A 20,719-nucleotide genomic window follows, 5' to 3' on the forward strand; every position below is an offset into this window, starting at 1 on the left:
ATGTTCTCTTTTTTTAAAGTTCGTCGCTTGGGCGCGGGGCGGAAGATTCCGTGTAAATCTCGACGAGATTCCGGCTTTCGCCGGAATGACGTTGATGGGAAGCGTAAGAGCGAGGACGGCTTTACCCTCGTCGAACTGATGGTGGTGATCGTCATTATCGGGCTGCTTGCCACCGTGGTCGTTATCAATGTGATGCCCGCGCAGGATACGGCGCGGGTGAAGAAGGCCGAGGCGGATATTGCGCTGCTGGAGCAGGCGGCAGAGATGTATCGGCTGAGCCGCCTCAACTATCCGACCGGGGAACAGGGGTTGCAGGCGCTGGTCGCGGAAGGGTTCGTGAAGCGGCTGCCCGACGACCCGTGGGGCAATGCCTATCGCTACACGGCGCCGGGCCGGAACGGGGCGCCGTTCGACATCTATAGCCTGGGCGCCGACAATGCCGAAGGCGGTGAGGGAGACGATGCCGATATCGGCACCTGGGCGAACTGATCGCGGCGCGGAGGGCGGTTTTACGCTGATCGAGCTACTCGTCGTGCTCGTCATCATGGGCCTGCTTTCCGCCGCCGTGGTCGTCGCCTTGCCCGATAGCCGGGGGTCGGTGGTGAGCGAGGCGCAGCGCTTCGCCGCGCGCGCCAAGGCGGCGCAGGACAAGGCGATTATCGACGGGCGCGCGGTGATCGTGCGGATCGACGCGGAGGGCTATCGCTTCGAGCAGCGCGCGCGCGGCGAATGGCGGGCGATGGCCGAGCCTTACACACATTATGAATGGACGGTGGGCACGGCGCCGGATGGCCCTGCCTATCTTTTGCTCGATTCCACGGGGCTGACCGAGCCCGCGAGGCTGATCCTGCGCCGGGATGAAGATCAGGCGACGGTGGCCGTCGACGCCGGGGGTGCGATCCGTGTCGGGGCGTGAGATGTACTCCTGCGAAAGTAGGAGCCTAGCCGCACAACCCGAACGACTGGGTTCCTGCTTTCGCAGGAACACAAGAGAGGCAGGCTTTACCCTCGTCGAAATGCTGGTCGCGCTGGCGATCTTCAGCCTTGCGGCGCTGGCGCTGCTGCGCCTCGAGGGCGCGACGGTGGCGACGACCGCGCGGCTTGGGGATCAGACCATCGCGCAGATGGTGGCGCGCAATATCGCGGTCGAGACGATGACCGATCCGGTGCCGCCCGCCTTCGGGACAGAGAGTGGCGAAGTGGTGAACGGCAATCGCCGCTGGCTGTGGACGCGCGTGACCGGCCGTTCGCCCGAGGCGCGGATCCAGCAGATCGAGATCGAAGTGCGCAGCCCCACCGGGCCGGAAGCGGCGCGGATGACCATCTTCCGCGATGCGGATGTTCCGGCGTGAGGGGTGCCCAATCCCGGTGTTCCTGCAAAAGCAGGAACCCAACGGCGCAAAAGCCTGGGCTCCCGCTTTCGCAGGAGCACAACGCGCGGGAAGCGGGCTTCACAATCGTGGAGCTGCTTGTCGCCTTGCTTATCTTCGGGATGCTGTCGGCGGCGGGGGTCGCGCTTTTGTCGTTCAGCGTGAATACGCAGGACCGGGCGGCGGAACGGATGGAGGAATTGAGCGGGCTTCGGCGTATGGGGGCGCTGCTGACCGGCGATTTAGCGCAGGTCGTGCCGCGTATTGCCCGCGATGAAGAGGGGCGCCCCCGTGCCGCCTTCGAAGGGGGCAATGGCAGCGGGCTTCTCTTCACCTTCGTGCGGGCGGGATGGGACAATCCCGGAGACGCGCCGCGCGGCACGCTTCAAAAAGTCGATTACCGCCTGTCCGGAACGACGCTTGAGCGCGTTGCCTATCCGCATGTTGACGGCGCCTTCCCGCTCGATCCGGTGGCGCTGGTGCAGAATGTGCGCGCGGTTCGTGTGCGTTTTCGTGACGCAAATGGCGCGTGGCTCGACCGCTGGCTTGCCGAGCGCGCCACCGATCTGCCCCGCGCTGTGGAGCTGGAAGTGGATACGGAACGCGACGGCAGGCTGCGCCAACTTTTCCTGGTGGGCGGCGCATGAAGCGGTTCGTTCCTCCCAAAGGTGAGCGCGGCGCGGCGTTGTTGACCGTCTTGCTGCTCGTCGCGGTGATGGGCGCGCTGGCGGCGGTGGCGCTGGAACGGATGCGGCTCGCGACGAGCATTGCGGTCAACACCGCCGCGCTCGATCAGGCGCGTGCCTATGCTTTTGGCGTCGAGCGGCTGATGCTGCTTGCCATGAACGACCTGCTCGCTGCGGAGTCCGAGCGGACGAGCCTGCAAAGCGGCTGGCAGGATCAGCAACGGCAAATCCCTTTGCCCGGAGGCGGCATAGCGCTGGCACGAGCCACGGACGGCGGCAATTGCTTCAATCTGAATAGTCTCGCCACGGCGCCTGAAGGTGCACCGGGCACGGTGTCGAACCCAACCGCCATCGTGCAATTTGCCGGGCTGATGCAGGTTCTTGAAGTGCCGCAGGGCCAAGCGGTGCGCATCGCGGAATCGGCGGCCGACTGGGTTGACGGCGACGGCGCGGCCAATCCGCAGGGCGGCGAGGACAGCGCCTATCGCGGTGGCGGCACACCCTATCTTCCCGCCAATGCACCCTTCGCCGATGCGAGCGAGATCCGCGCGGTGCAGGGCATGACGACGGACATCTACGCGCGCGTCCGCCCCTATCTGTGCGCCCTGCCCGACCACGAATTATCGCCGATCAACGTCAATACGCTGACGCCGGAGCAGGCGCCCCTCATCTCGATGCTCGAGCCGCGCATGATCCCGTTGGACGTCGCCCGCCGGGTGATTGCCGAGCGGCCTGCGGGCGGCTGGTCGAACCTCGCCGATTTCTGGACGGGCGGCGCGCTTGCGGGCATCACGCTCCCCATGGACGTACAGAGCCAGCCTCAGCTAAAGACCGGCTGGTTCAAGCTCAGCCTCGACGTGACGCTGGCGGGAGCGGAGCTGGCCGGAACGGCCCTGGTGGATGCACGCGAAGCGCCGGCGCGAGTGATCGCGCGGCAATGGGGGACTGACGAGTGAGCGCGGGCATCCTGCTTTTTTTCATGGGTGACGATGGGCCGGAGCGCTGGCTCCGGATTGCGAACGATGCTGTCGTCGCACGCGGCGAAGGGCTGGAAGGTCTGCCGCCGCTGTCTGACGCGCAGGGCGAGAAGAGCATCGTCGCGGCCGTGCTGCCCGGCGATGCCGTGTCGCTGCATTGGGCCGAACTGCCGCTCGGCCTGTCCGAGCCGCAGGCGCAGGCGGCGGCGCGGATGATCGCGGCCGAACTTGGCGCGCAATCCGTGGACGAACTTCATGTCGCGGTTGGGCCGGAGCAGGATGGCGTGCGCTGCGTCGCGCTTACGTCCAATCTGCTCGTCGCGCAGGTGATCGGCAGGCTGGCGGATGCGGGCTATGACCCCGATCTGATCGTGCCCGCCCCGCTCCTGCTGACCGCGCCGGACGCGGGGTTGCTGCGTTATGACGGCCTCAAGCTGCCGCTGATCCGCGGGCGATCCGAAGCCTATAGCGTCGAGCCTGAGCTGGCGGCGCTTGTCACCGGCGGCGTGGCCATGACGCCCATGGACGAAGCGGCGCTCGAGGCCGGGCTTCCAGCAGCGCTTGCCGCCCTGCCCGTCAATTTACGCCAGGGGCCATTCGCCAAGAGACGGCGGTGGAAGATCGACTGGAAACGCGCGCGGCGGATTGCGATGCTGGCCGCCGCCATCCTGCTCGTCACCGGCGCCATCCAGATTGCGGCGATCATCAAGACAAGCCTTGCCACCGACCGCGCCGAGCAGGAAGCGCGGGCATTGGCGCAGACGGTTGCGCCGGGGGCGAGCCCGGCGACGCTGGACGCGCGGCTTGCTGCGCTGGGCGGGGGCGGTGCCTTCTCGCCACTCGCCGCGCACCTATTCGACGCAATCCGCGCTGTGCCCAATGTGCAGGTGACGGCAATCGCTTACGAACGCGGCGGGCTTCGCGCGACGGTGAACGCTGACGCGGCGGGGAGCATTGCCGCCGTACAGCAGCGGCTCAATTCCTTGTCGCGCGCGGAAGCCGGGCCGATGCGGATGGAAGGCGGCCGGTCGATCACCGAAATCACGATGAGGGCGCGATGATGAAAAACGCGATCCGCGATTGGTGGACGAGCCGAACGTTGCGCGAGCAAAGGATGCTGCTTGGCCTAGCCCTCGCGCTTGGCCTGACATTGGGCTGGCTGCTGATCGTGCGTCCGCTTGCCGATGCGCGTACGGATGTGTTGCGGCGGTATGAGGTTGCGATCACCCAACTTGCTGAAACGCGGGCGCGGGCGGCGGTGATCCGCAGCCTAAATTCGACGGCAGCGCCCGTGTCGTCTGGCCCGGTTGCGGCGGTGGTAAGCGGCGCGGCGACCGATGCGGGTTTCACCATCGCCCGGCTCGACAGCGGCGCGGACGGCAGCGCAACGCTCAGCATCGCCGCAGTGCGCCCGCAGGCCTTTTTCGCCTGGATCGCCGAATTGGAAGCGCGGCGCGGCGTTGCCGTGCAGCGTCTGTCGGCGACGACCAATACGGACCAGACATTGAGCGTCCAGGCCACCTTCGCGCGGAAGGGCGGCTGATGCGCTTTCGCCTGCCGCTGGGCCGCTCGCTTTTCTTCGGCTGCGCGACGATCGCGGCCTTGGCTGCTTTCCTGCCGCTACGGATCGTGGTTTCGTGGCTCGACCTCGACGAACAAGGCCTTGCTGCGCGGGAGGTTGAAGGGAGCCTGTGGAGCGGCACGATCCGCGAAGCGCAATTTACCGGGCTTCCACTCGGCGACCTTGACGCGCGGCTGCAGATCCTGCCGCTCCTGACACTGCGCGCACGGATGGACGTCGAAAGCCCGGCGAACCCGGAGCAGGTCAAAGGGGGTATCAGCGTCACCCGCACGAGCAGCGGGATCGACGACATGAATGCGCGGATCGACACCGCAGCCTTGTTCGCCCCTTTGCCGTTGATGGCGCTGACGCTGAGCGATGTTTCGGTGCGCTTTACGAACGGAGCGTGCGACAAGGCCGGAGGCCGGGTGAGCGCGACGCTCGCGGCGATGCCGGGGTTGCCCGCCCTCCCCTCACCTTCGGGAGATGTGCGCTGCGATGGCGGGGCATTGCTGCTGCCGCTGGCGGCGGGGTCGAGCGAGCGAGTGGATATCCGGCTTCATGCCGACGGGCGATATGAAGCGCGACTTCAGACTGCTGGCGGTGGGCCGGAAATGGCGCCGGTGCTGACCGCTGCGGGATTTACCGCCGGTGCGGGTGGCTACGTGCTGGAGCGGCGGGGAAAGTTCTAACCTAGACCGCTTCTTTTTAGCGGACAGAACCCAGCAAAAAGGGCGGGAGTCGAGGCCCCCGCCCTTTTCTGTTTCCAGCTCTTGTCCGTTTAGAAAGCGACGCCGAGCGAGACTTGGCCGCCGTCGCTATTCCACTGATTGGACAGCATCCCGCGATAGGAGACGCCGACGCGGACATTGCCCGCGCGGAGGGCGACGCCGACATCGAGGTCGAGCGCGTTCTTCGGCAGGCGTGCGCCGGTGATGCCGAAGCTGTCGCTATCCTCGAACGCGGCGGTCGAGCGACCCGCAAGGTCGCCCCAGCCATGGCGCCAGGCGGCGGACATGCTCGGTTCGACGGTCATCGTTGCCGAGGCCGGAATCGAACCGGTTGCGCGGAGGCCGAGCGAGGCGAAGTTCACCTTGCGGACGTCCTCTTCCACCAAAAGCGCGGCGCTGTCGCCAGTTTCGGTGAAGCCGTCCGTCTTCATCCGCACATGTTCGACGCGGGCGAAAGGTTCGAACGTCATCGCGCCCATCGGCATTGCATAGCCGACTTCGCCGAAGAGCTGCGTCGTCTTTGCATCATAGGTGGACGAGGCGGTTTCGGAGAATCCCGGGAAGGCGATGGTGCGGCTGGCTTCGATATCGTGCCAGGAATAGCTGCCGCCGATCCGGGCGGTGACCGGGCCCGCGCCGTAACCGGCGTGGAGGGCGGCCATCTTCGTGTCGACCTCCGCATTGCTGCTGCGGCTGCCGTAGCGATAATCGGACCGGGTGGCGCCGATTGCGGCACCGACGGTGAAGCCGCCTGCACCGAAATTGACACCGCCGATTACGCCTTGCTGATCGCCATCGACGCCCGCGACACCATTCGCGCTATCGAAGCTGCCCCAATCGCCAAGCGCACGCGCCCAAACGCCGGTGCCGCCCATGTCGCGGCCCGCGTCGAGCACGGCGTCGACCACCTGGTGGCCATCGACGATCAGGTTCGACCCGAGGCTCGCATAAGCTTCACCCGACAGAGCATCGAAAGCCTGGCGGGCGCTGGCTTCGGTCAGCAGGGAAATGTCTGCGTAAAGATCGTTGGTAATGCCGAGGCCTTCGATCGCGGCGGCGACATTTTCCTGGTTCGTTGTTTGCGCCACGTCTTCGAAATTGATGTTGTTGCGGCGCAGCTCCAAGCGCACTTCATTGGCGCTGTAGGTAAGCGTCGGGGTGAGGAAGGCGGAGTCCGATCGTACCTCATCGAATTCGCCGTCCACGCCGCCATCGGCGCGGATGATCAGATATTCGGTGAAGGGACGGAAGGTGCCCGCTTCGGCGATGACCGAAACGATCCCGCCGTCGATGAGCGCCTGGCCGGTTGCCAGAATCTGGTCGCTCCGGCCATCGGCGTTGACTTCGACTTCGAAGATCGAGCCGACCGCGAAGCTGATGTCCCCTGCGACATTGAGCGTGCCGATCGAGTTGCCGGGAGCGAGCGTGCCGTTGCCGGTGATAACCGCGCCGCCGATCGTGCCGCTGCCCATCAGGGTGCCGCCTTCGTTCACGCGGACTGTCGAAACGATCGAGCCGTTCACCGCGATCGCGCCTTCGTTCACCACCGTCGGGCCGGTATAGGTGCTGTTGCCGGTGAGGTTGAGGCGGCCGCTGCCCGACTTGATGAGCGCACCGTCGCCGGCGATGTCGCCGCCGAACGCCGTGTTCACGCTCTGGTTGACGGTGAGTTCGCTGTCGTCGACCACGATGGATCCGCCCGTGCCGGACAGTTCGGCGATGGTCTGCGGCGTGCCGGAAATGTCGAAGGTGCCGCCGTCTTTCAGAACGACTTCGGTTTCGGGATCGATCGCGCCGGTGAACCTCACCGTGCCCCCTTCGATCAAGGTCGTGCCGGTATAGCTATAATCGCCCATGAAGGTGAGCGTGCCGTCGCCCCGCTTCACGAACGAGCCGGTGCCGGAGAAATCGCCGAGGAAGTCGTAGTCGCCGGCCTGGGCGAAGATGAAGCGGCCATTGTTGACGAGGTCGCCTTCGAAGCTGCCGCCTTCGCCGAGCACGAAGGTGCCGTCGCCGGTCGTCGTGAGATCGCCGGTGAGGCGCGCGTCGCCCATCAGGGTCAGCGATCCGTTGGCGATGGTGGTGAGGCCGGTGAAGGTGAGCGAATTCTGGTCGGCGACGAAATTCGCCTCACCCGCCAGTGTCACCCCGCCGGTGCCGGAAATGGCGAGATAGTCGATATCGGCCAGATCGTCGCTGTTGAAATTGAGGATGAGGAGCCCGTTGTTGACGACATTTTCGGTGACGATCGCGCTCGTCGCGCCGCCGCCGACCGAGACTTCGCGGACATCGAGCGTCGCGCCTTGCGCGATGGTGACTTTTTCGAAAAGGCTGGCCGCGCCTGCGGTGTTGGCGAGCCAGTAGCCCGACGAGACGAGCAGTTCCTCGAAGCCGAAGACGGCCGATACGGCCTGCTGGGCCGTAAGAGCGCCGTTTGCCCCGGCGAGCGCAAGGATATCCATCCCCTCCCCGCCCGAAATCGCACCCGTGATCGACGAGCCGGTCTGGAGAACCATCACATCGTCAAGCGCGCTCAAGGTGACACCGCCGGTTATCGTACCGCTGTTGGTCAGCTCGATCGCGCCCTGCGAAACGAAATCGCCGTTGATTGTCCCGCTGTTCTGGGCGGTCGCTTCGGCAAGGTTGATGAGGACACCGCCGTTGATCGTGCCGCTGTTCAGCAGGGAACCGGTCTTTCCGGCAAAGTTCTGGTTGGAAAGGACCACGCCAGTGGTGCCGCCCGTGATCGTCCCGGCATTTTCGATCGTGCCCCCGCCAGCAAGCAGGATGCCGTAGCGAACGCCTGAGATCGTGCCGTCCGACTGATTGACGATGCCGCCGATCTGTTCCTCGCCGTTATCCTGGCCAGGGTAATATTGGAGCTGAATGCCGTCCGACGCCGACCCGGCCAAGGCCTGGATCGTACCGCTATTGACCACCGACCCTTTCCCGAAGATCAGGATCGCGTCGTTATTTTCACCGGCAATCGTACCACGGTTGACGATATCGGTGTTGATAACGTTCCAGCTGGTGGTCTGCGTCGCGCTATCGTAGCTTGAGGTCGTCACGATCCCGTATTCCGCACCGGAAATAGTGCCGCGATTTTCGATCGCATTCTCACCATATTCGATGATCACGCCGCCGCGCGCCTGCCCGGCGGGGGTTAGGCGTCCGTCGCCGCGGATTGTGCCGTCGTTGACAATTTGGGTCGAGCCAAAGCGCAGCGCGATGCCTGATCCCGCGCCGACGATCCGGCCATTAGCGGCATTTTCGATTGTCATATCGGCAGCCGAAGCCTGGTCGATACCATAACCGGCGGTTCCTTCGATGAAGCCGCTATTGGCCACCGTCGCGCTGTCCAGATTACCCCAGATGCGGACGCTATCGCCGCCGCGCATCGTGCCCGTGTTAGTGACAGTGGCAGTCTTGCCGGTCTGCGTCGCCGTCTGCGTCTGGATAAGCGCTGCCGCGACGCCACCCGTGATCGTGCCAGCATTCGTTACTTCCGCGCCGCCCGAAATGATGACCCCTAGGCGCGAGCCGGATATCGTTGCACCGGCATTGTTTGACACGGTGCCGACAATCGCCGCGCCCGACGTGTCCTGCCCGTTGAGCTCGAACATCGAAATGCCGTCGGTCAGTTCGCCCGCAACACCGGCGATCGTGCCGTTATTGGTCACCGAGCCGCCGCCGATCAGGCGGATCGCGTCATTCGCATCACCACGGATGGTCCCATTGTTGGTGATTTCCGTGCCGGTCGCGAGCGGCTCCAGCGCATTGGTTTCAGGATTCAAATAATAGGCCGTCGAGATGCCGAAGCCCGCGCCGGAAATGGTCCCGTTATTGACAATCCGGTTGTCGCCCATGGCAAGCGTCACACCGGCCGACGGCGGCGCGTCGAGGCTATCCAGCGTTCCGTTACCCCGGATCGCTCCATCGTTAGTAAGGTGCAGCGTTCCGCCTCCGGCGAAAATGCCAATCTGGCCACCGGTGACAGTGCTGTCTGCCTGAACCGCGACGGTCGCGATGCCAGCCTCGCGAATACTGATGCCGTAAAGATCGCGGGAGGTGATATCGCCGGTAGCGGTAACCGTCGCGGCACCGCCCGAGAGAACGATGATTCCTTCACGTCCGACATTGATATCGTCCGCGAGAACGTCCACGCCCGCCTGGCCGCGCGCAAGAATTCCGTAAGCTTCGTTGCTGGTCGCGGTGATCGTTCCGCTGCGAACGATAGCCTTGCCCTTCTGGCTGACCGCATCGATGCCGCCGCCGCCATTGCCGGTCATTTCGATCGCGCCGCTATCGACCGTTACCGTGCCGCCTTCGCCAACGGCGGTCGCGGAGATGTTACCGGAAAAATCGGCGCTTGAAATAACGCGCTCGCTCGTCACTGACACGGTCGCGCCGCGCGCGGCGATGCCCGATGCATAGTCGCCTGCAACCGACGCGGTGCCGCTGATGATGGTGACATTGCCCGTTTGGGAGATGCCGGAAACGGCGTCGGCATAGAAACCGTAAAGAACAGGGACCGAGGTCGTCGTCGTATTCGCAGCGGTGATGTTGATGTCGCCGCTGGAGGTTTCGACGTAAATACCTGCATCGCCCTGCTCGCCGATCAGAACAGTGCCGCTGCCGACAGTGACGTCGCCCGCGCCGCCATAAACGACAATGCCGGGGCCCGCGTTCGTGGTGACACTTCCGGAGGTGATATCAACCGTGTCGTTTGCCCAGATATAGATACCCGAGCCGGTGCTTTCGACCGCTTCACTTTCAACGCTGATCGGCCCACGGTGATCAATGATAATGCCGCGCCCATTGGGCCCGCTGGCCTTGATCGATCCGCTAACGATGGAAAGAGCGCCGGTTCCGGCGGTTTCCGAAACCGGGCGATATTCATAGGTCGGGTTGGGATTGGCAGCCACGACGATGCCGTGGGAATTGGTGCCGGACGTGGTGATCGCATCGCTGGTGATCGTAACCGGGCCTGCCCCGAAGACCGGCGCGAAAATCGCCGTGCTGTTATTACCAGTGGTCGTGACAGTACCGCTGTCCAGGATGATCGAAGCCGGTTCGGCTTGATAACCTTCAACATAGATGCCGAACGACTCCTCGCCAGATGTGGAAACCGTGCCGCTCTCAATGTCGGCATTTCCGGTCACGACAACGTAGAGGCCGCGACCATATTCGCCATCGGTCGTCACTGATTCGCTGACAACCCGCGCGTCGCCGTCAGAATAGACATTGAGGCCCCATTGGCCGTAACCATGGGCGACGGTTTCGCCCACATCGACGTCGGCACCACCCTTGCCCGCGCTTACATATACGGTGCTCGCATAAGTGGGGATCGCCGATCCGGATACGTAATCGGCATCGAGTGTCACCGCATAACCTTGCGCGACGATGCCGTTGCCAGCCGCAGCCGTAACGGAGCCTGCGCGAATGGTCGTGCTTCCGGTTGTGAAACCTTGTTCCGGATTAGCGAACAATGTGCGGGTAAAAATGCCGCGCTGACCGGCATTCACCGTATCGACGTCGATCACGATGTCGCCGCCATTTGTACGGACTTCGATAGCGCTTGCGTCTGTCGTGATCGAGCCAAGGTCTACGGAAGCGTTACCGGTTTCGGTCTGGGCGTAGACGGTCGACCCAGTGGTGGCGCTGTCCTGGACAGTTGGAGCAGTGATCGAGACGTTACCACCAGTCGATTGGCCGCGGATGCTGGTAGCGCTGGGGGTTACGATTTCGACATCGCCAGCAGAGGTCTGGTCGATGACCTGAGCCGCTGCCGGTGCCGCGAAAATCGAGCAGCTGAGGGCAGTTCCGGCGAGGAGGGTTCGCAGGCGGCGGCTGTTCGCGCCAACGTTGTTGCTGCCCGAAAGCTGATTCAGTTTCGTCATATAACCCCCTTACTGCCGGTGTCGCCCACCGGATTTCCACGACTGATCAAATATTTGGCACCCCGCTGCCGTAAAGGTTTGGGGGCTCAGGCCGAGCGCCTAGCGATCTTTCCGGGTGCCAACATCACCCGATCAGGGTATGAGGCGCGCCTTCGTCCGAAAATGACACGCCGGGTTGGAACAAATTCATCTGTGTTTCCAAGATTTTTCGGTTAGTTTGAGGGGATGGACGATTTGAAGCCCTGGGGGAGCGGGTGAGACTTTCGAGCCAAACTGCGCTGGATATCGGCAGGCAGATCCTGCGCGCGCCGTTCGAGGATAATGGTTGGGACAGCGCGTTGAAGGCGCTCGCGTCGCACACGCGGTCTGCGCGTGGCGAACTCGTCATATTCGGTGACGACAATAGCGTTCCTTTCAATTGGATCACCGATTTGGGGGAGGATGGACATCGCGAGTTCGTGGAGATCGGCGGCGGCAACCCTGACTTGAACGTCCGCATCGCGGCCTCAAAGGGGCCCTTCGAAATCTCTTACGAAGCCGATTATGACGCGGTTCGCACGCGCATCGATTCCCGTGTCTACGACGATTATGCCCATCGCCACGATATGCTTTACGGCTGTCAGGCGGTTCTCGCACGCGGCAAGGGGCAACTCGTCGGGCTTGCCGCCTTACGGACAGAGAAAAATGGGCGGACCACCGATGAAGACCGCCAAGCCTTTGCTGAACTCGCGCCGTTCGTACTGAATGCGGTCGAACTCCAGCAGTCCGTCAAGCATCAAGGCGCGTTGATGATCGCCGGTACGTTCGACGCGATGGACACCGCCGCCTTCATTCTCGACGCGCGGCGGGCCGTGCAGGCTCAGAGCAATGCGGCCACATCGCTCCTTCGCGCGGACAAGAGGTTGACGGTGTCGGGCGGGCGGCTATCCGCGCTCACGGCTGATGACGACCGACGGCTTCAGGCGGCGATCCACCGCGCCCTTACCGCAAATGAAAGCGGCCTGCCCGGCGGAACACGCGTGGTCCTGCGCGGCGATTGCGGCCCGCTCAGCAGCCTGATCGTCGAAGTCCACCCCCTGCCCCCACAGGATTGGGCACTGGGTTTCGAACCCCGCGCGGTTGCCGTCGCGAAGCCAACGGGCGCGAGCGAAATGGCGGGGCGGATGACCTTGATGGAAATGCTGGACCTGACGCCGGCCGAAGCCGATGTTGCCCTGGCCGTCGCCAGCGGACTTTCCCGCGAGCAGATTGCAATGCGGCGCGGCACATCGCTCGACACCGTTAACACGCAGATGAAGAGTCTTTTCCGCAAATCGGACGTCAATCGCGAGGCCCATCTGGTCGCGATCCTCAACCAGATTCTGCGCTAGGCGGTTTGCTGCAGATAAAAAGAAAGGGCGGCATCAATAAGATGCACGCCCTTTCCGATGCCAGCAGGATCAGCTCTTCTTGAACGTCCAGTTGGTGCCGCCTGAATCCTTGAGGTTCAGGGTGTTGCCGGTCCGCGTGAAATTATAGGTTTCTGAGCGGTTCGGGAACGGACTGCGGCGGTTGCGCTGCGGTTCGCCGCACGGATTGGTAAGGCTCGAAAAACCGCCGGTGATCGACAATGTAACCTTGGATCCGTTGATGCGGGCCTGGCCCAGGCGCTCTTCATGCACCTGTTCCACACAAGACTTGCCGCGCGGGGCGCCGCGATCGACGATCCACTTGAACGACCCGTCCGGATTGATGGTCAGCGATTGAGCGCGGTCGCTGCCCTTCACCGACTTATATTCATTGACGATTACGGTATTGGTCTGAGAACCAGCGCCGAACGTACCGCCCATATCCAAACCGTTGCCAGTCGCTATGCTGGGCTGGAACTTGACGGTCGGCGTCATCTTGAGCTCCGAACCGCCGCCGCTCTGCGACTTCCATGTGCCCGCCAGCATGGTGGGGGCACCGCCACGGGCGCCCTTGTCATCGACCTCGGTCGTGGTGCCAAACGCGCCCTGGGTCAGCATCTTGATCCGCTCGCCGTAGCCGGTCGGCACCGCTGCGGCGTTATTCATGATGCCCAGAGTATCCCCGACATCCGCGTCGTCATTGTTGTTGACGTCCATCCAGGCGAGAACCTGATACTTTTTGGCGGGATTGAGGCCCTTGAAGACGAAACCGCCGTCGCGATCGTCATAACCCCAGCCCGCCTGCGGGCTATCGGACAGGCGCACGGCCTTGACCTTGATTTCGCGGCCTTCACATTCCTGGAAAGGCTCTTCGCAGGCGATAATTTTCGCCTTGGTGACGTCCAAGCCTTCCGGCACGCGGAATTCGCCAACGATCGCGTTGGACGCCTTGTTGGCGTCGATAAAGCTCTTGCCGCCAGCCTGGCTGCTGGCAGGACTGCACGCGATGAGCATGGCGGTCGATCCGAGCAATGCGGCACCGAATAAACGCGTAGATTTGATCATATTATTTCCCCGATTCTCGAGCGGCACCCGCCACTCTATTTGCAAAGGCTCCCGCGTTTCAAAGCGCTTAGGAGCTTAAGTCTCAGCCATTGCTATCCGGAAAGGTGATCGGGTGGATAAATGTGCGATAAGTACCATTTTAGCGCGACGAACGGGATGACGGCAATCGCAAAGCAGCTCTCCCCAGCAGGCACATATTGGCGCTACTCAATCAGATCCTGCATCCAATGTTTTACTACGCGCACAGACGTGGCTTGCTCATAAAGAAGGGCGGCATCGATGGAGATGCCGCCCTTCCCGAACTCAACGTAGTCAGCTCTTCTTGAACGTCCAGTTCACACCACCGGAGGCCTTGAAGTTCAAAGTGTTTCCACTCCGGATGAAGTCATATTCCTCCGTCCGCTTGGGAAAATCGTCACGCCGGTTACGGAACGTTTCACCGCACGGGTTGGTCAAAGTCGTAAAGCCGCCGGTAATCGCCAGCGTAACCTTGGATCCGTTGACGCGCGCGGTGCCCAGACGCTCCTCATGCACCTGTTCCACACAAGAGGATCCGCGCGGCGCGCCGCGATCGACGATCCACTTGAACGATCCGTCGGGATTGATCGTGAGAGATTGAACGCGGTCGCCGCCCTTCACCGACTTATATTCATTGACGATGACGGTATTGGTCGGCGAACCGGGGCCCATCGTGCCGCCCATGTCGAAGCCGCCACCGGCGGAGATCGACGGTTGGATCTTGATGGTCGGCGTCATCTTCAATTCCGATCCGCCGCTGCCCTGCATTTTCCAGGTTCCCACCAGCATCGTCGGAGCACTGCCCAGCGCGCGGTCGTCATCGACCGAAGTATTCTGGAACGACCCCTTGGTCGCCATCTTGATCTGCTCGACATAACCAGGGGAAACAGCCGCGCCGCCTTTCATTGTGCCGAACGTATCGCCAACGTCAGCTTCGGCATTGTTGTCGGCGTCGTACCAGACCACCACCTGATATTTGCCGCCTGGGTTCAGTCCCTTGGCCACGAAACCGCCATCACGATCGTCATAGCCATAAGCGGCGGTGCGATCCTGCGACAGGCGAACCGGCTTCACCTTGATTTCACGGCCTTCGCACTGGTCAACCGGCTCTTGACAAAGGATGACTTGAGCGGCGGTTACGTCCGCACCCTTCGGCAGGCGAAACTCACCCACGATTGCGTTCGACGCCTTGTTAGTCTCGATAAAGCTCTTGCTTCCCGACTGGCTGCTGGCAGGGCTACATGCGAGGAGCATGGCGGTCGATCCGAGCAATGTGGCCCCGAATAAACGCGTGAATTTGATCATAGTCTTTCCCCGATCTTTCAGGCGGCACCGCCGCCTATTTGCAAAGGCTCCTGCGTTTCAAAGAACTTAGGAGCTTGAGTTCTCGGTCATCCCTATCTGGACACAGATGCGGGATGCACGATTGTGCGACGAGCACGATGTTAGCGCGACGAAGAATGACATGACGATGTCGTACCCGCTTTTTCCCGCAGCCGTTCACGAACGCCTTCGGGCGAGAGCCGATGTCGCTTTATCGAAAATAAGAAGCAGGAGGAGGGACGCGCCGAATAACGGCAGGATGACCGCAAGAAGGGTAACAGCGCCGATGGCGCGGCGGGACTGGACGCGCCCTCCGCTTGGCGGGCTGCCCACCTTTCCATGCGGACGCCTTTTCAGCCACATTAGGACGCCCGCCAGGCTGAGCGCGATGAGGACGATGGCTGTCGCGAGGCCAAGCAGCTGGTTCGCAAGGCCAAAAAGCTGCCCCTCATGCCAAGCGATGCCTGTACTCACGACGCGGTCGATGACGTGCTTGTCGGCAAATCCGCTGCGGCCGACCTCCGCGCCGGTGGATGGATCATAGCTGATCTGGCGGGCAAGCGGGCGGTTCTGCGTTTCCGATTTCACCGTCCAGACCGCGCCCGTGGGCGGGCCGAAACGCTGTGGCGTGTGGGGCGGGAGAATAAGAACGGGTGGCGCCATCTTCTCCGCCTCCGCACGGACGACGAAGGCGGATAGCGGCAGACCCGGCGGCATCGCGGCCTGCGGGGCGCCTTCCGCCGCGGCATGATGGTCGTGCGCATCGTGCTCCGTCCCGGCGCCGATCTTCCAATCCTGCCGCCCTTCGATCAGGCCCAATTCGGTGCGCGCCCAATCGAAGGCGCCGCCCCAAACGCCCGCCCAGGGGAGCCCGCTCGCGAGCATCACCAGCACCAGCCCCGCAATCCAGAAGCCGGTGACGCGATGGATGTCCTTGAGCAGGGGCCTTCCTTTCAGCGAGAGGCGCGGCCAGAGCGCGCCTGCCGCCCGGAATGGACGCGGCCACCAGAGATAGAGGCCGGTGAAGATGAGGACGATGGTCCAGCTCGCGGCCAGCTCGACAAGGCGGTCGCCCCACGTGCCGAGCAATAACGAGCCGTGGATCAGCGCCACCATGTCCGAAATGCGGGTGCCGGGTTCGATTGCGCCCAGCACCTTGCCCTGCGGCGAGACAAAGATGTCGCGCTGACCGCCTTCCGGGAGGCCGATCTGGATCATCGCCGCATCGCCCTTTTCTTCGGGCAAGCGATAATATTGGAAGCGGGCGTCGGGGTTAGAGGCGAGCGCCGCCTCCAATTGCCGTTCGGGTGAAACGGTGCCTTCCAGGGACAGGCCCTGATAGGCGCGCTCTTCCCAACGATCGATCTGCGGTTTGAACAGATAGACCGCGCCCGTCACAGACAGGATCAGGATGAAGGGCAGCACGAACAGGCCGGCATAAAAATGCCAGCGCCAGATCGTGCGGTAGAACGCTGCCGATGTGTTGGGCGCGGGATCGATTGCCATCATGCCACCGCTCACCATTTGTAACGCAACCCGCCGAAGACGGCGCGGCCCGTGCCCGGGTTGAAGATTTCCGATGCCTCGCTCGCTTCCCCGGCGAGGGCGGCGGTCGATATATAACGCTTATCGGTGAGGTTGCGGCCGTCGATGTAGAAGGACCAATGCGCGTCCGCGTCATAGCCCGCCTTGAGGTTCGACAGCGTGTAGGAGTCTACGGCCAGAGCGTTGGCATTATCCGCATAATGATGGCCGGGCGCCCATTCGACATTGGGTCCGGCGTAAAAGCCCGACGCATGTTTGTAGAGCAGTTCGGCGCGCAGGGAAGCCACGGGTGCGGCGAGAAGAGTTTTCACGTAGTGCCTCTTTACCTGACATGATGATGCGCCGCTTGGCGGCGCGAGACGTCATTCCGGCCAAGCGATGAGGAAGCGCCGTGAGCCGCGCGAAGCGCAGCTACGACCCGTCTCCACCGGTAGCCGGGTCAGGAAAAAGCTGGCGGCCCCCTCAAGGGCGGGCGCAGAAAGGGCGTTATCGCCGAGACTGGCGCGATAAGCGGGCGCAGCCCGAGCGCCAGTATGAAGACTATGGCGGCCGCGATCAGGGCTGGCGGAATCGATCCAAGCAATGGCGCTGCCAGGCCGGAAAAGGCGCAAGGCATATCCGCCTTGCTCTCATGTCCGCTTTCGCCGTGCTTCAGGCCAGGAACGGCCACCACGATCATATCCGGTCCGGATTCCGTACAAAGCTGGACGATCATTTGGCCGTCAGCGGCGGGCATATAGCCAGCCGGGATCAGCGCCTTCATGGCCAACGCAAGCGCAACCAGCCAGATAGCCAGCACGCGATGCTGAAAAAGGTAGCGGCGCAAAACGGTCACGACCGCGCCACTTAGCCATGCATTCCGGCCGTGTCACTCCAAAGCCGCAAGCATCGCTGGGAAGACTGGCGGAGAGGGTGGGATTCGAACCCACGATACAGTTGCCCGTATGCCGCATTTCGAGTGCGGTGCTTTCGACCACTCAGCCACCTCTCCGCGAGGAACGATGCGGGCGTGCCCGCACGGCTGGTCGGGGGCGGCCTCTAACGGATGGAAACGGGCTTGCCAAGCGTCCTCCTTGCGCAAATCGTGGCAAATCCTAAATCGAGCCTATGAACAGGCCCGATTCCTTCTACATCGACATCGCAGCCGCCATGAAGGCGCCGCCCGTCACGCACGCCCGTTTTGCGATCGGCGAGGTCGTGCAGCATCGGCGCTTCGGGTTTCGCGGCGTAATCTTCGACGTCGACCCGGTCTTCGCCAATAGCGAGGAATGGTATGAGGCCATCCCCGAAGAGATCCGTCCGTCCAAGGACCAACCCTTCTACCACCTCCTCGCCGACAATGGCGATGGGAGCTATGTCGCTTATGTCAGCCAGCAGAATCTGGTGGAGGACGATAGCGACGAGCCGGTCGAGCATCCGGCGATTCCCGGCATGTTCGAAGGCTATCAGGACGGCCGCTACCGCCTGCGGGCGGAGCATCGGCACTGATACTCACGTCACCAAGCGTCACGTCACCCCAGCGAAAGCCGGGTCTCGGGGCGAGAGGGTGCAATCTCGTCATGAAATTCCGGCTTGCGCCGGAATGACGGGAGAGGAAGAAGTTGACATGGACAGACTCGTCAAGTAGCAGCCCGGCTTTCCGCGGGGCCTCTTGGCTCCAGCCTTGTCTCGCGGGTTTAGCTTTAAGGTAATTGGAAAAAGCCCATGTTCGCTATCGTGCGCACGGGCGGCAAGCAATATCGCGTCGCCGCCGGAGACAAGATCGCCGTTGAAAAGCTCGCAGGCAATGCGGGTGACACCATTTCCCTGGGCGACGTTCTGCTCGCTGGCGAAGGCTCGGACCTGAAGTCGACCGCCGGCCTCACCGTCTCTGCCGAGATCATCGCGCAGGCGAAGGGCGAGAAGGTCATCGTCTTCAAGAAGCGCCGCCGGCACAATTACCGCCGCAAGAACGGCCACCGCCAGCAGTATACGATCCTGCGCATCACCGCGATCGGCGATCAGAAAGCTGCCGCGCCGAAGAAGGCCGCCGCCAAGAAGGAAGCGCCCGCTGCCGAGACCGCTCAGGCGGAAGCTCCGGTGAAGGCCGCTGCCACCAAAAAGGCAGCGACAAAGAAGCCGGCCGCTGATAAGACCGCGTAAATTTCACGCACATCACGACAGATTCGAAGAGTTAGAGACGCAAGATGGCACATAAAAAAGCAGGTGGTTCATCCCGCAACGGTCGCGATTCGGCAGGCCGTCGTCTTGGCGTGAAGAAGTTCGGCGGCGAAGCAGTCGTTCCGGGCAACATCATCGTGCGTCAGCGCGGCACCAAATATTATCCGGGCGCGAACGTGGGCATGGGCAAGGACCATACCCTCTTTGCGCTTACCGGCGGTCGCGTGGCGTTCCGCGACGGTAAGCTTGGTCGCAAGTTCGTATGTATTGATATGTGGAACGAAGCGGCTGAATAAAGGGTAGCCGATGACGGGCTGCCCCCAAGGGGTGGCCCCGGTGCTCAACAGAGAACCAATTCGAGGGAGAAGGGCCACCCCCTTCTCCCTTTTTTATTTCTCCCTCGAAACTGTCGCCGCTTCGTAACCCTCGCGGGCCAATGGAGCGGCAAAACGGAAGAGAGGGAAATCCATGTTCGCAAGAACCGACAGACTGCTGTTACGCCCCGCCTGGGCCGAGGATGCTACCGCCCTTGCGGCGGGAATCGCCGACGAAGCGATTGTCCGCAACCTCGCGAGCGCGCCCTGGCCCTATCATCTGACCGACGCCAAGGCCTTCATCGCCGCGACGCGCGATTCCTCGCTCCCCAGCTTCATCATCACCCGCCGCACCGATGGCGCGCCTGAAGTGATCGGCGCGACCGGCCTTGCGCGCACGGACTGTGGCGAAGTGGAACTCGGCTATTGGATCGCGAAGGACCATTGGGGCCAGGGCTATGCGACGGAAGCGGCGGCTGCGGTGGTCGAGATTGCTCGCGACGGCCTGCGCCTGAAGCGCCTTATCGCCTCGCATTTCGTCGACAACCCCGCCTCGGGCCGCGTGCTCGAGAAGCTGGGCTTCGAACCGACGGGCGACTTCGCCTGCCGCTTCAGCAAGGGCCGTGGCCAAGCGTCGCCAGCCAAGCTTTTCGACCGCACCTTTCGCGCTGCGCCGAAACTGAAGCTGGTGCCGCAAATGATTGCGGCGTGATGAAAACTACACCGTTCGGGCTGAGCCTGTCGAAGACCTGTCTTTTCTTTTGCTTTGGGAAGATGAAGGGCAGCCCTTCGACAGGCTCAGGGCGAACGGCGGGTTAAGCGTAAACCTCTTCCGACGACCGCGCCGCTGACAGGCGCTTCTCTTCCCGCTCGATCAGCGCGCGGTCGTCATGATTCCAGGGGTGGAAGCCGGGCAGGAAATAGCTCGCCCAGGCGCCCAATATCTTCCGCATCATCCCGGGATTGCCGAACGCGAACCAGAAAAGCCGCGCCCAGACGCGCGGACCTGCGAGGCCATCCTGCCGCAACAGTTCCAGGGCCCCCTTCGTCCGGTCGACCAGGAAATTGTGGGTGACGAGCAGCATCACCTTCGCCTTCACCTTCCAACGGGCAAAGCGCGGCCAATCCCTCGTCGCGTGCATCCAGGTGTCGTAGGCGACGCCCTTATGCTCGATCTCCTCGATCGCATGCCAGCGCCAGAGCGCCGCCGATTCGGCATCTGCATCGGCCAAGTGCCGCGGATCGCGCAGCAATTCGTGGGCGAGGATCGCGGTGAAATGTTCGAGTGCCATGGTCGCGGCGAGCGCGGCGATGGGGTGACGCACCCGCACGATATCGAGCCGGTAGTCGACCTGCTCGTCCAAGGGCCTGAGATCGTATCCCGCCTCTACCGCGCGCTTGTTGAAGGCTACATGTTCGCGGCTGTGCATCACTTCTTGGCGGACGAAGGCCTTGATCTCCGCCGCCAATTTCGGACTCGCGCCCTCGCGGAAGGCTCGCACGCTCTCGACAAAGAAGGCTTCCCCCTTCGGAAATGTCGCGGACAAAGCATTGTAAAGCGCCGTCCCCACGGGATCGCCGCCCAACCACCAGCGCGCGGTCTTGTCCTGCCGCCCGAAGCGGCGGTCGCGCGGGGTGATCGTCAGGTCAGAGGGTGTCGCATCACGCGCCATCGTGTATC

General features: G+C 63.0%; 20 protein-coding genes and 1 tRNA gene. 13 read left to right on the forward strand and 8 right to left on the reverse strand.

Annotation, left to right across the window (positions count from 1 at the left end; translation table 11 throughout):
- The first annotated feature begins 27 nt into the window (after positions 1–27).
- The 8 genes from gspG to C7I56_RS08065 all read left to right on the forward strand — a co-directional run bounded on the left by gspG (position 28) and on the right by C7I56_RS08065 (position 5,286).
- Entirely contained in the window at positions 28–489 is a 462-nt protein-coding gene (gspG, locus tag C7I56_RS08030; protein WP_425352386.1) for a type II secretion system major pseudopilin GspG, read from the forward strand.
- Positions 461–916: a type II secretion system minor pseudopilin GspH gene (gene gspH, locus C7I56_RS08035; protein ID WP_158703050.1), complete on the forward strand. Its 456-nt coding sequence runs from the start codon at positions 461–463 to the stop codon at positions 914–916. Before gspG ends, gspH begins: the two co-directional genes overlap by 29 nt.
- Positions 917–1,016: 100 nt before the next feature.
- Positions 1,017–1,352 carry a type II secretion system minor pseudopilin GspI gene (gene gspI, locus C7I56_RS08040; protein WP_245409634.1) on the forward strand — a complete coding sequence of 112 codons (336 nt, stop codon included), beginning with the start codon at positions 1,017–1,019 and terminating at the stop codon, positions 1,350–1,352.
- Complete coding sequence (gspJ, locus tag C7I56_RS08045) at positions 1,349–2,017, forward strand: type II secretion system minor pseudopilin GspJ (protein WP_280951959.1); 669 nt, start codon at positions 1,349–1,351, stop codon at positions 2,015–2,017. The genes gspI and gspJ overlap by 4 nt, the downstream gene beginning before the upstream one ends.
- Positions 2,014–3,012, forward strand: a complete 999-nt coding sequence (gspK, locus tag C7I56_RS08050) for a type II secretion system minor pseudopilin GspK (RefSeq protein ID WP_106640060.1) — start codon at positions 2,014–2,016, stop codon at positions 3,010–3,012. The genes gspJ and gspK overlap by 4 nt, the downstream gene beginning before the upstream one ends.
- Positions 3,009–4,094 carry a type II secretion system protein GspL gene (gspL, locus tag C7I56_RS08055; protein ID WP_106640061.1) on the forward strand — a complete coding sequence of 362 codons (1,086 nt, stop codon included), beginning with the start codon at positions 3,009–3,011 and terminating at the stop codon, positions 4,092–4,094. The genes gspK and gspL overlap by 4 nt, the downstream gene beginning before the upstream one ends.
- On the forward strand, positions 4,091–4,576 hold the full coding sequence (gene gspM, locus C7I56_RS08060; RefSeq protein ID WP_106640062.1) for a type II secretion system protein GspM: 486 nt from the start codon (positions 4,091–4,093) through the stop codon (positions 4,574–4,576). The genes gspL and gspM overlap by 4 nt, the downstream gene beginning before the upstream one ends.
- Complete coding sequence (locus C7I56_RS08065) at positions 4,576–5,286, forward strand: type II secretion system protein N (protein ID WP_106640063.1); 711 nt, start codon at positions 4,576–4,578, stop codon at positions 5,284–5,286. Before gspM ends, C7I56_RS08065 begins: the two co-directional genes overlap by 1 nt.
- 89 nt (positions 5,287–5,375) lie before the next feature.
- Here C7I56_RS08065 and C7I56_RS08070 read toward each other — a convergent pair whose 3' ends face one another.
- On the reverse strand, positions 5,376–11,225 hold the full coding sequence (locus tag C7I56_RS08070; RefSeq protein ID WP_106640064.1) for an autotransporter domain-containing protein: 5,850 nt from the start codon (positions 11,223–11,225) through the stop codon (positions 5,376–5,378).
- 254 nt (positions 11,226–11,479) lie between these two features.
- Here C7I56_RS08070 and C7I56_RS08075 point away from each other — a divergent pair, with 254 nt between their 5' ends.
- The gene (locus C7I56_RS08075; RefSeq protein WP_106640065.1) at positions 11,480–12,595 is read left to right on the forward strand and encodes a helix-turn-helix transcriptional regulator; all 1,116 of its coding nucleotides are present in this window, start codon (positions 11,480–11,482) and stop codon (positions 12,593–12,595) included.
- Between the two features lie 69 nt (positions 12,596–12,664).
- Here C7I56_RS08075 and C7I56_RS08080 read toward each other — a convergent pair whose 3' ends face one another.
- From C7I56_RS08080 to C7I56_RS08105, 6 genes are all read right to left on the reverse strand, one after another.
- Entirely contained in the window at positions 12,665–13,678 is a 1,014-nt protein-coding gene (locus tag C7I56_RS08080; protein WP_158703052.1) for a hypothetical protein, read from the reverse strand.
- A gap of 312 nt (positions 13,679–13,990) precedes the next feature.
- A complete protein-coding gene (locus C7I56_RS08085; RefSeq protein ID WP_106640067.1) occupies positions 13,991–15,001 on the reverse strand; it encodes a hypothetical protein in 1,011 nt (336 codons plus the stop codon).
- Between the two features lie 195 nt (positions 15,002–15,196).
- Positions 15,197–16,528, reverse strand: coding sequence for a PepSY-associated TM helix domain-containing protein (locus C7I56_RS08090; RefSeq protein ID WP_245409635.1), 1,332 nt, complete (start codon positions 16,526–16,528; stop codon positions 15,197–15,199).
- An 8-nt stretch (positions 16,529–16,536) separates the two neighbouring features.
- Positions 16,537–16,875 carry a TonB-dependent receptor gene (locus C7I56_RS08095; RefSeq protein WP_106640069.1) on the reverse strand — a complete coding sequence of 113 codons (339 nt, stop codon included), beginning with the start codon at positions 16,873–16,875 and terminating at the stop codon, positions 16,537–16,539.
- A gap of 128 nt (positions 16,876–17,003) precedes the next feature.
- Entirely contained in the window at positions 17,004–17,399 is a 396-nt protein-coding gene (locus tag C7I56_RS08100) for a DUF2946 family protein (protein WP_245409636.1), read from the reverse strand.
- 66 nt (positions 17,400–17,465) lie between these two features.
- Positions 17,466–17,555: transfer RNA gene (locus C7I56_RS08105), tRNA-Ser, on the reverse strand.
- Positions 17,556–17,671: 116 nt separating this feature from the next.
- On the opposite strand from C7I56_RS08105, the gene hspQ reads away from it, so the two are divergent.
- The 4 genes from hspQ to C7I56_RS08125 all read left to right on the forward strand — a co-directional run bounded on the left by hspQ (position 17,672) and on the right by C7I56_RS08125 (position 19,750).
- Complete coding sequence (hspQ, locus tag C7I56_RS08110) at positions 17,672–18,052, forward strand: heat shock protein HspQ (protein ID WP_245409637.1); 381 nt, start codon at positions 17,672–17,674, stop codon at positions 18,050–18,052.
- A gap of 216 nt (positions 18,053–18,268) precedes the next feature.
- Positions 18,269–18,706, forward strand: a complete 438-nt coding sequence (gene rplU, locus C7I56_RS08115; RefSeq protein WP_106640070.1) for a 50S ribosomal protein L21 — start codon at positions 18,269–18,271, stop codon at positions 18,704–18,706.
- A 44-nt stretch (positions 18,707–18,750) separates the two neighbouring features.
- A complete protein-coding gene (rpmA, locus tag C7I56_RS08120; RefSeq protein ID WP_106640071.1) occupies positions 18,751–19,020 on the forward strand; it encodes a 50S ribosomal protein L27 in 270 nt (89 codons plus the stop codon).
- A 172-nt stretch (positions 19,021–19,192) separates the two neighbouring features.
- On the forward strand, positions 19,193–19,750 hold the full coding sequence (locus C7I56_RS08125) for a GNAT family N-acetyltransferase (RefSeq protein WP_106640072.1): 558 nt from the start codon (positions 19,193–19,195) through the stop codon (positions 19,748–19,750).
- A gap of 103 nt (positions 19,751–19,853) precedes the next feature.
- On the opposite strand, the gene C7I56_RS08130 is transcribed toward C7I56_RS08125, so the two are convergent.
- Positions 19,854–20,711 carry a metal-dependent hydrolase gene (locus tag C7I56_RS08130; protein WP_106640073.1) on the reverse strand — a complete coding sequence of 286 codons (858 nt, stop codon included), beginning with the start codon at positions 20,709–20,711 and terminating at the stop codon, positions 19,854–19,856.
- Between the last annotated feature and the right edge of the window lie 8 nt (positions 20,712–20,719).

Origin of the sequence: Allosphingosinicella vermicomposti (genome assembly GCF_003012815.1) — a bacterium.
Classification (GTDB): domain Bacteria; phylum Pseudomonadota; class Alphaproteobacteria; order Sphingomonadales; family Sphingomonadaceae; genus Allosphingosinicella; species Allosphingosinicella vermicomposti.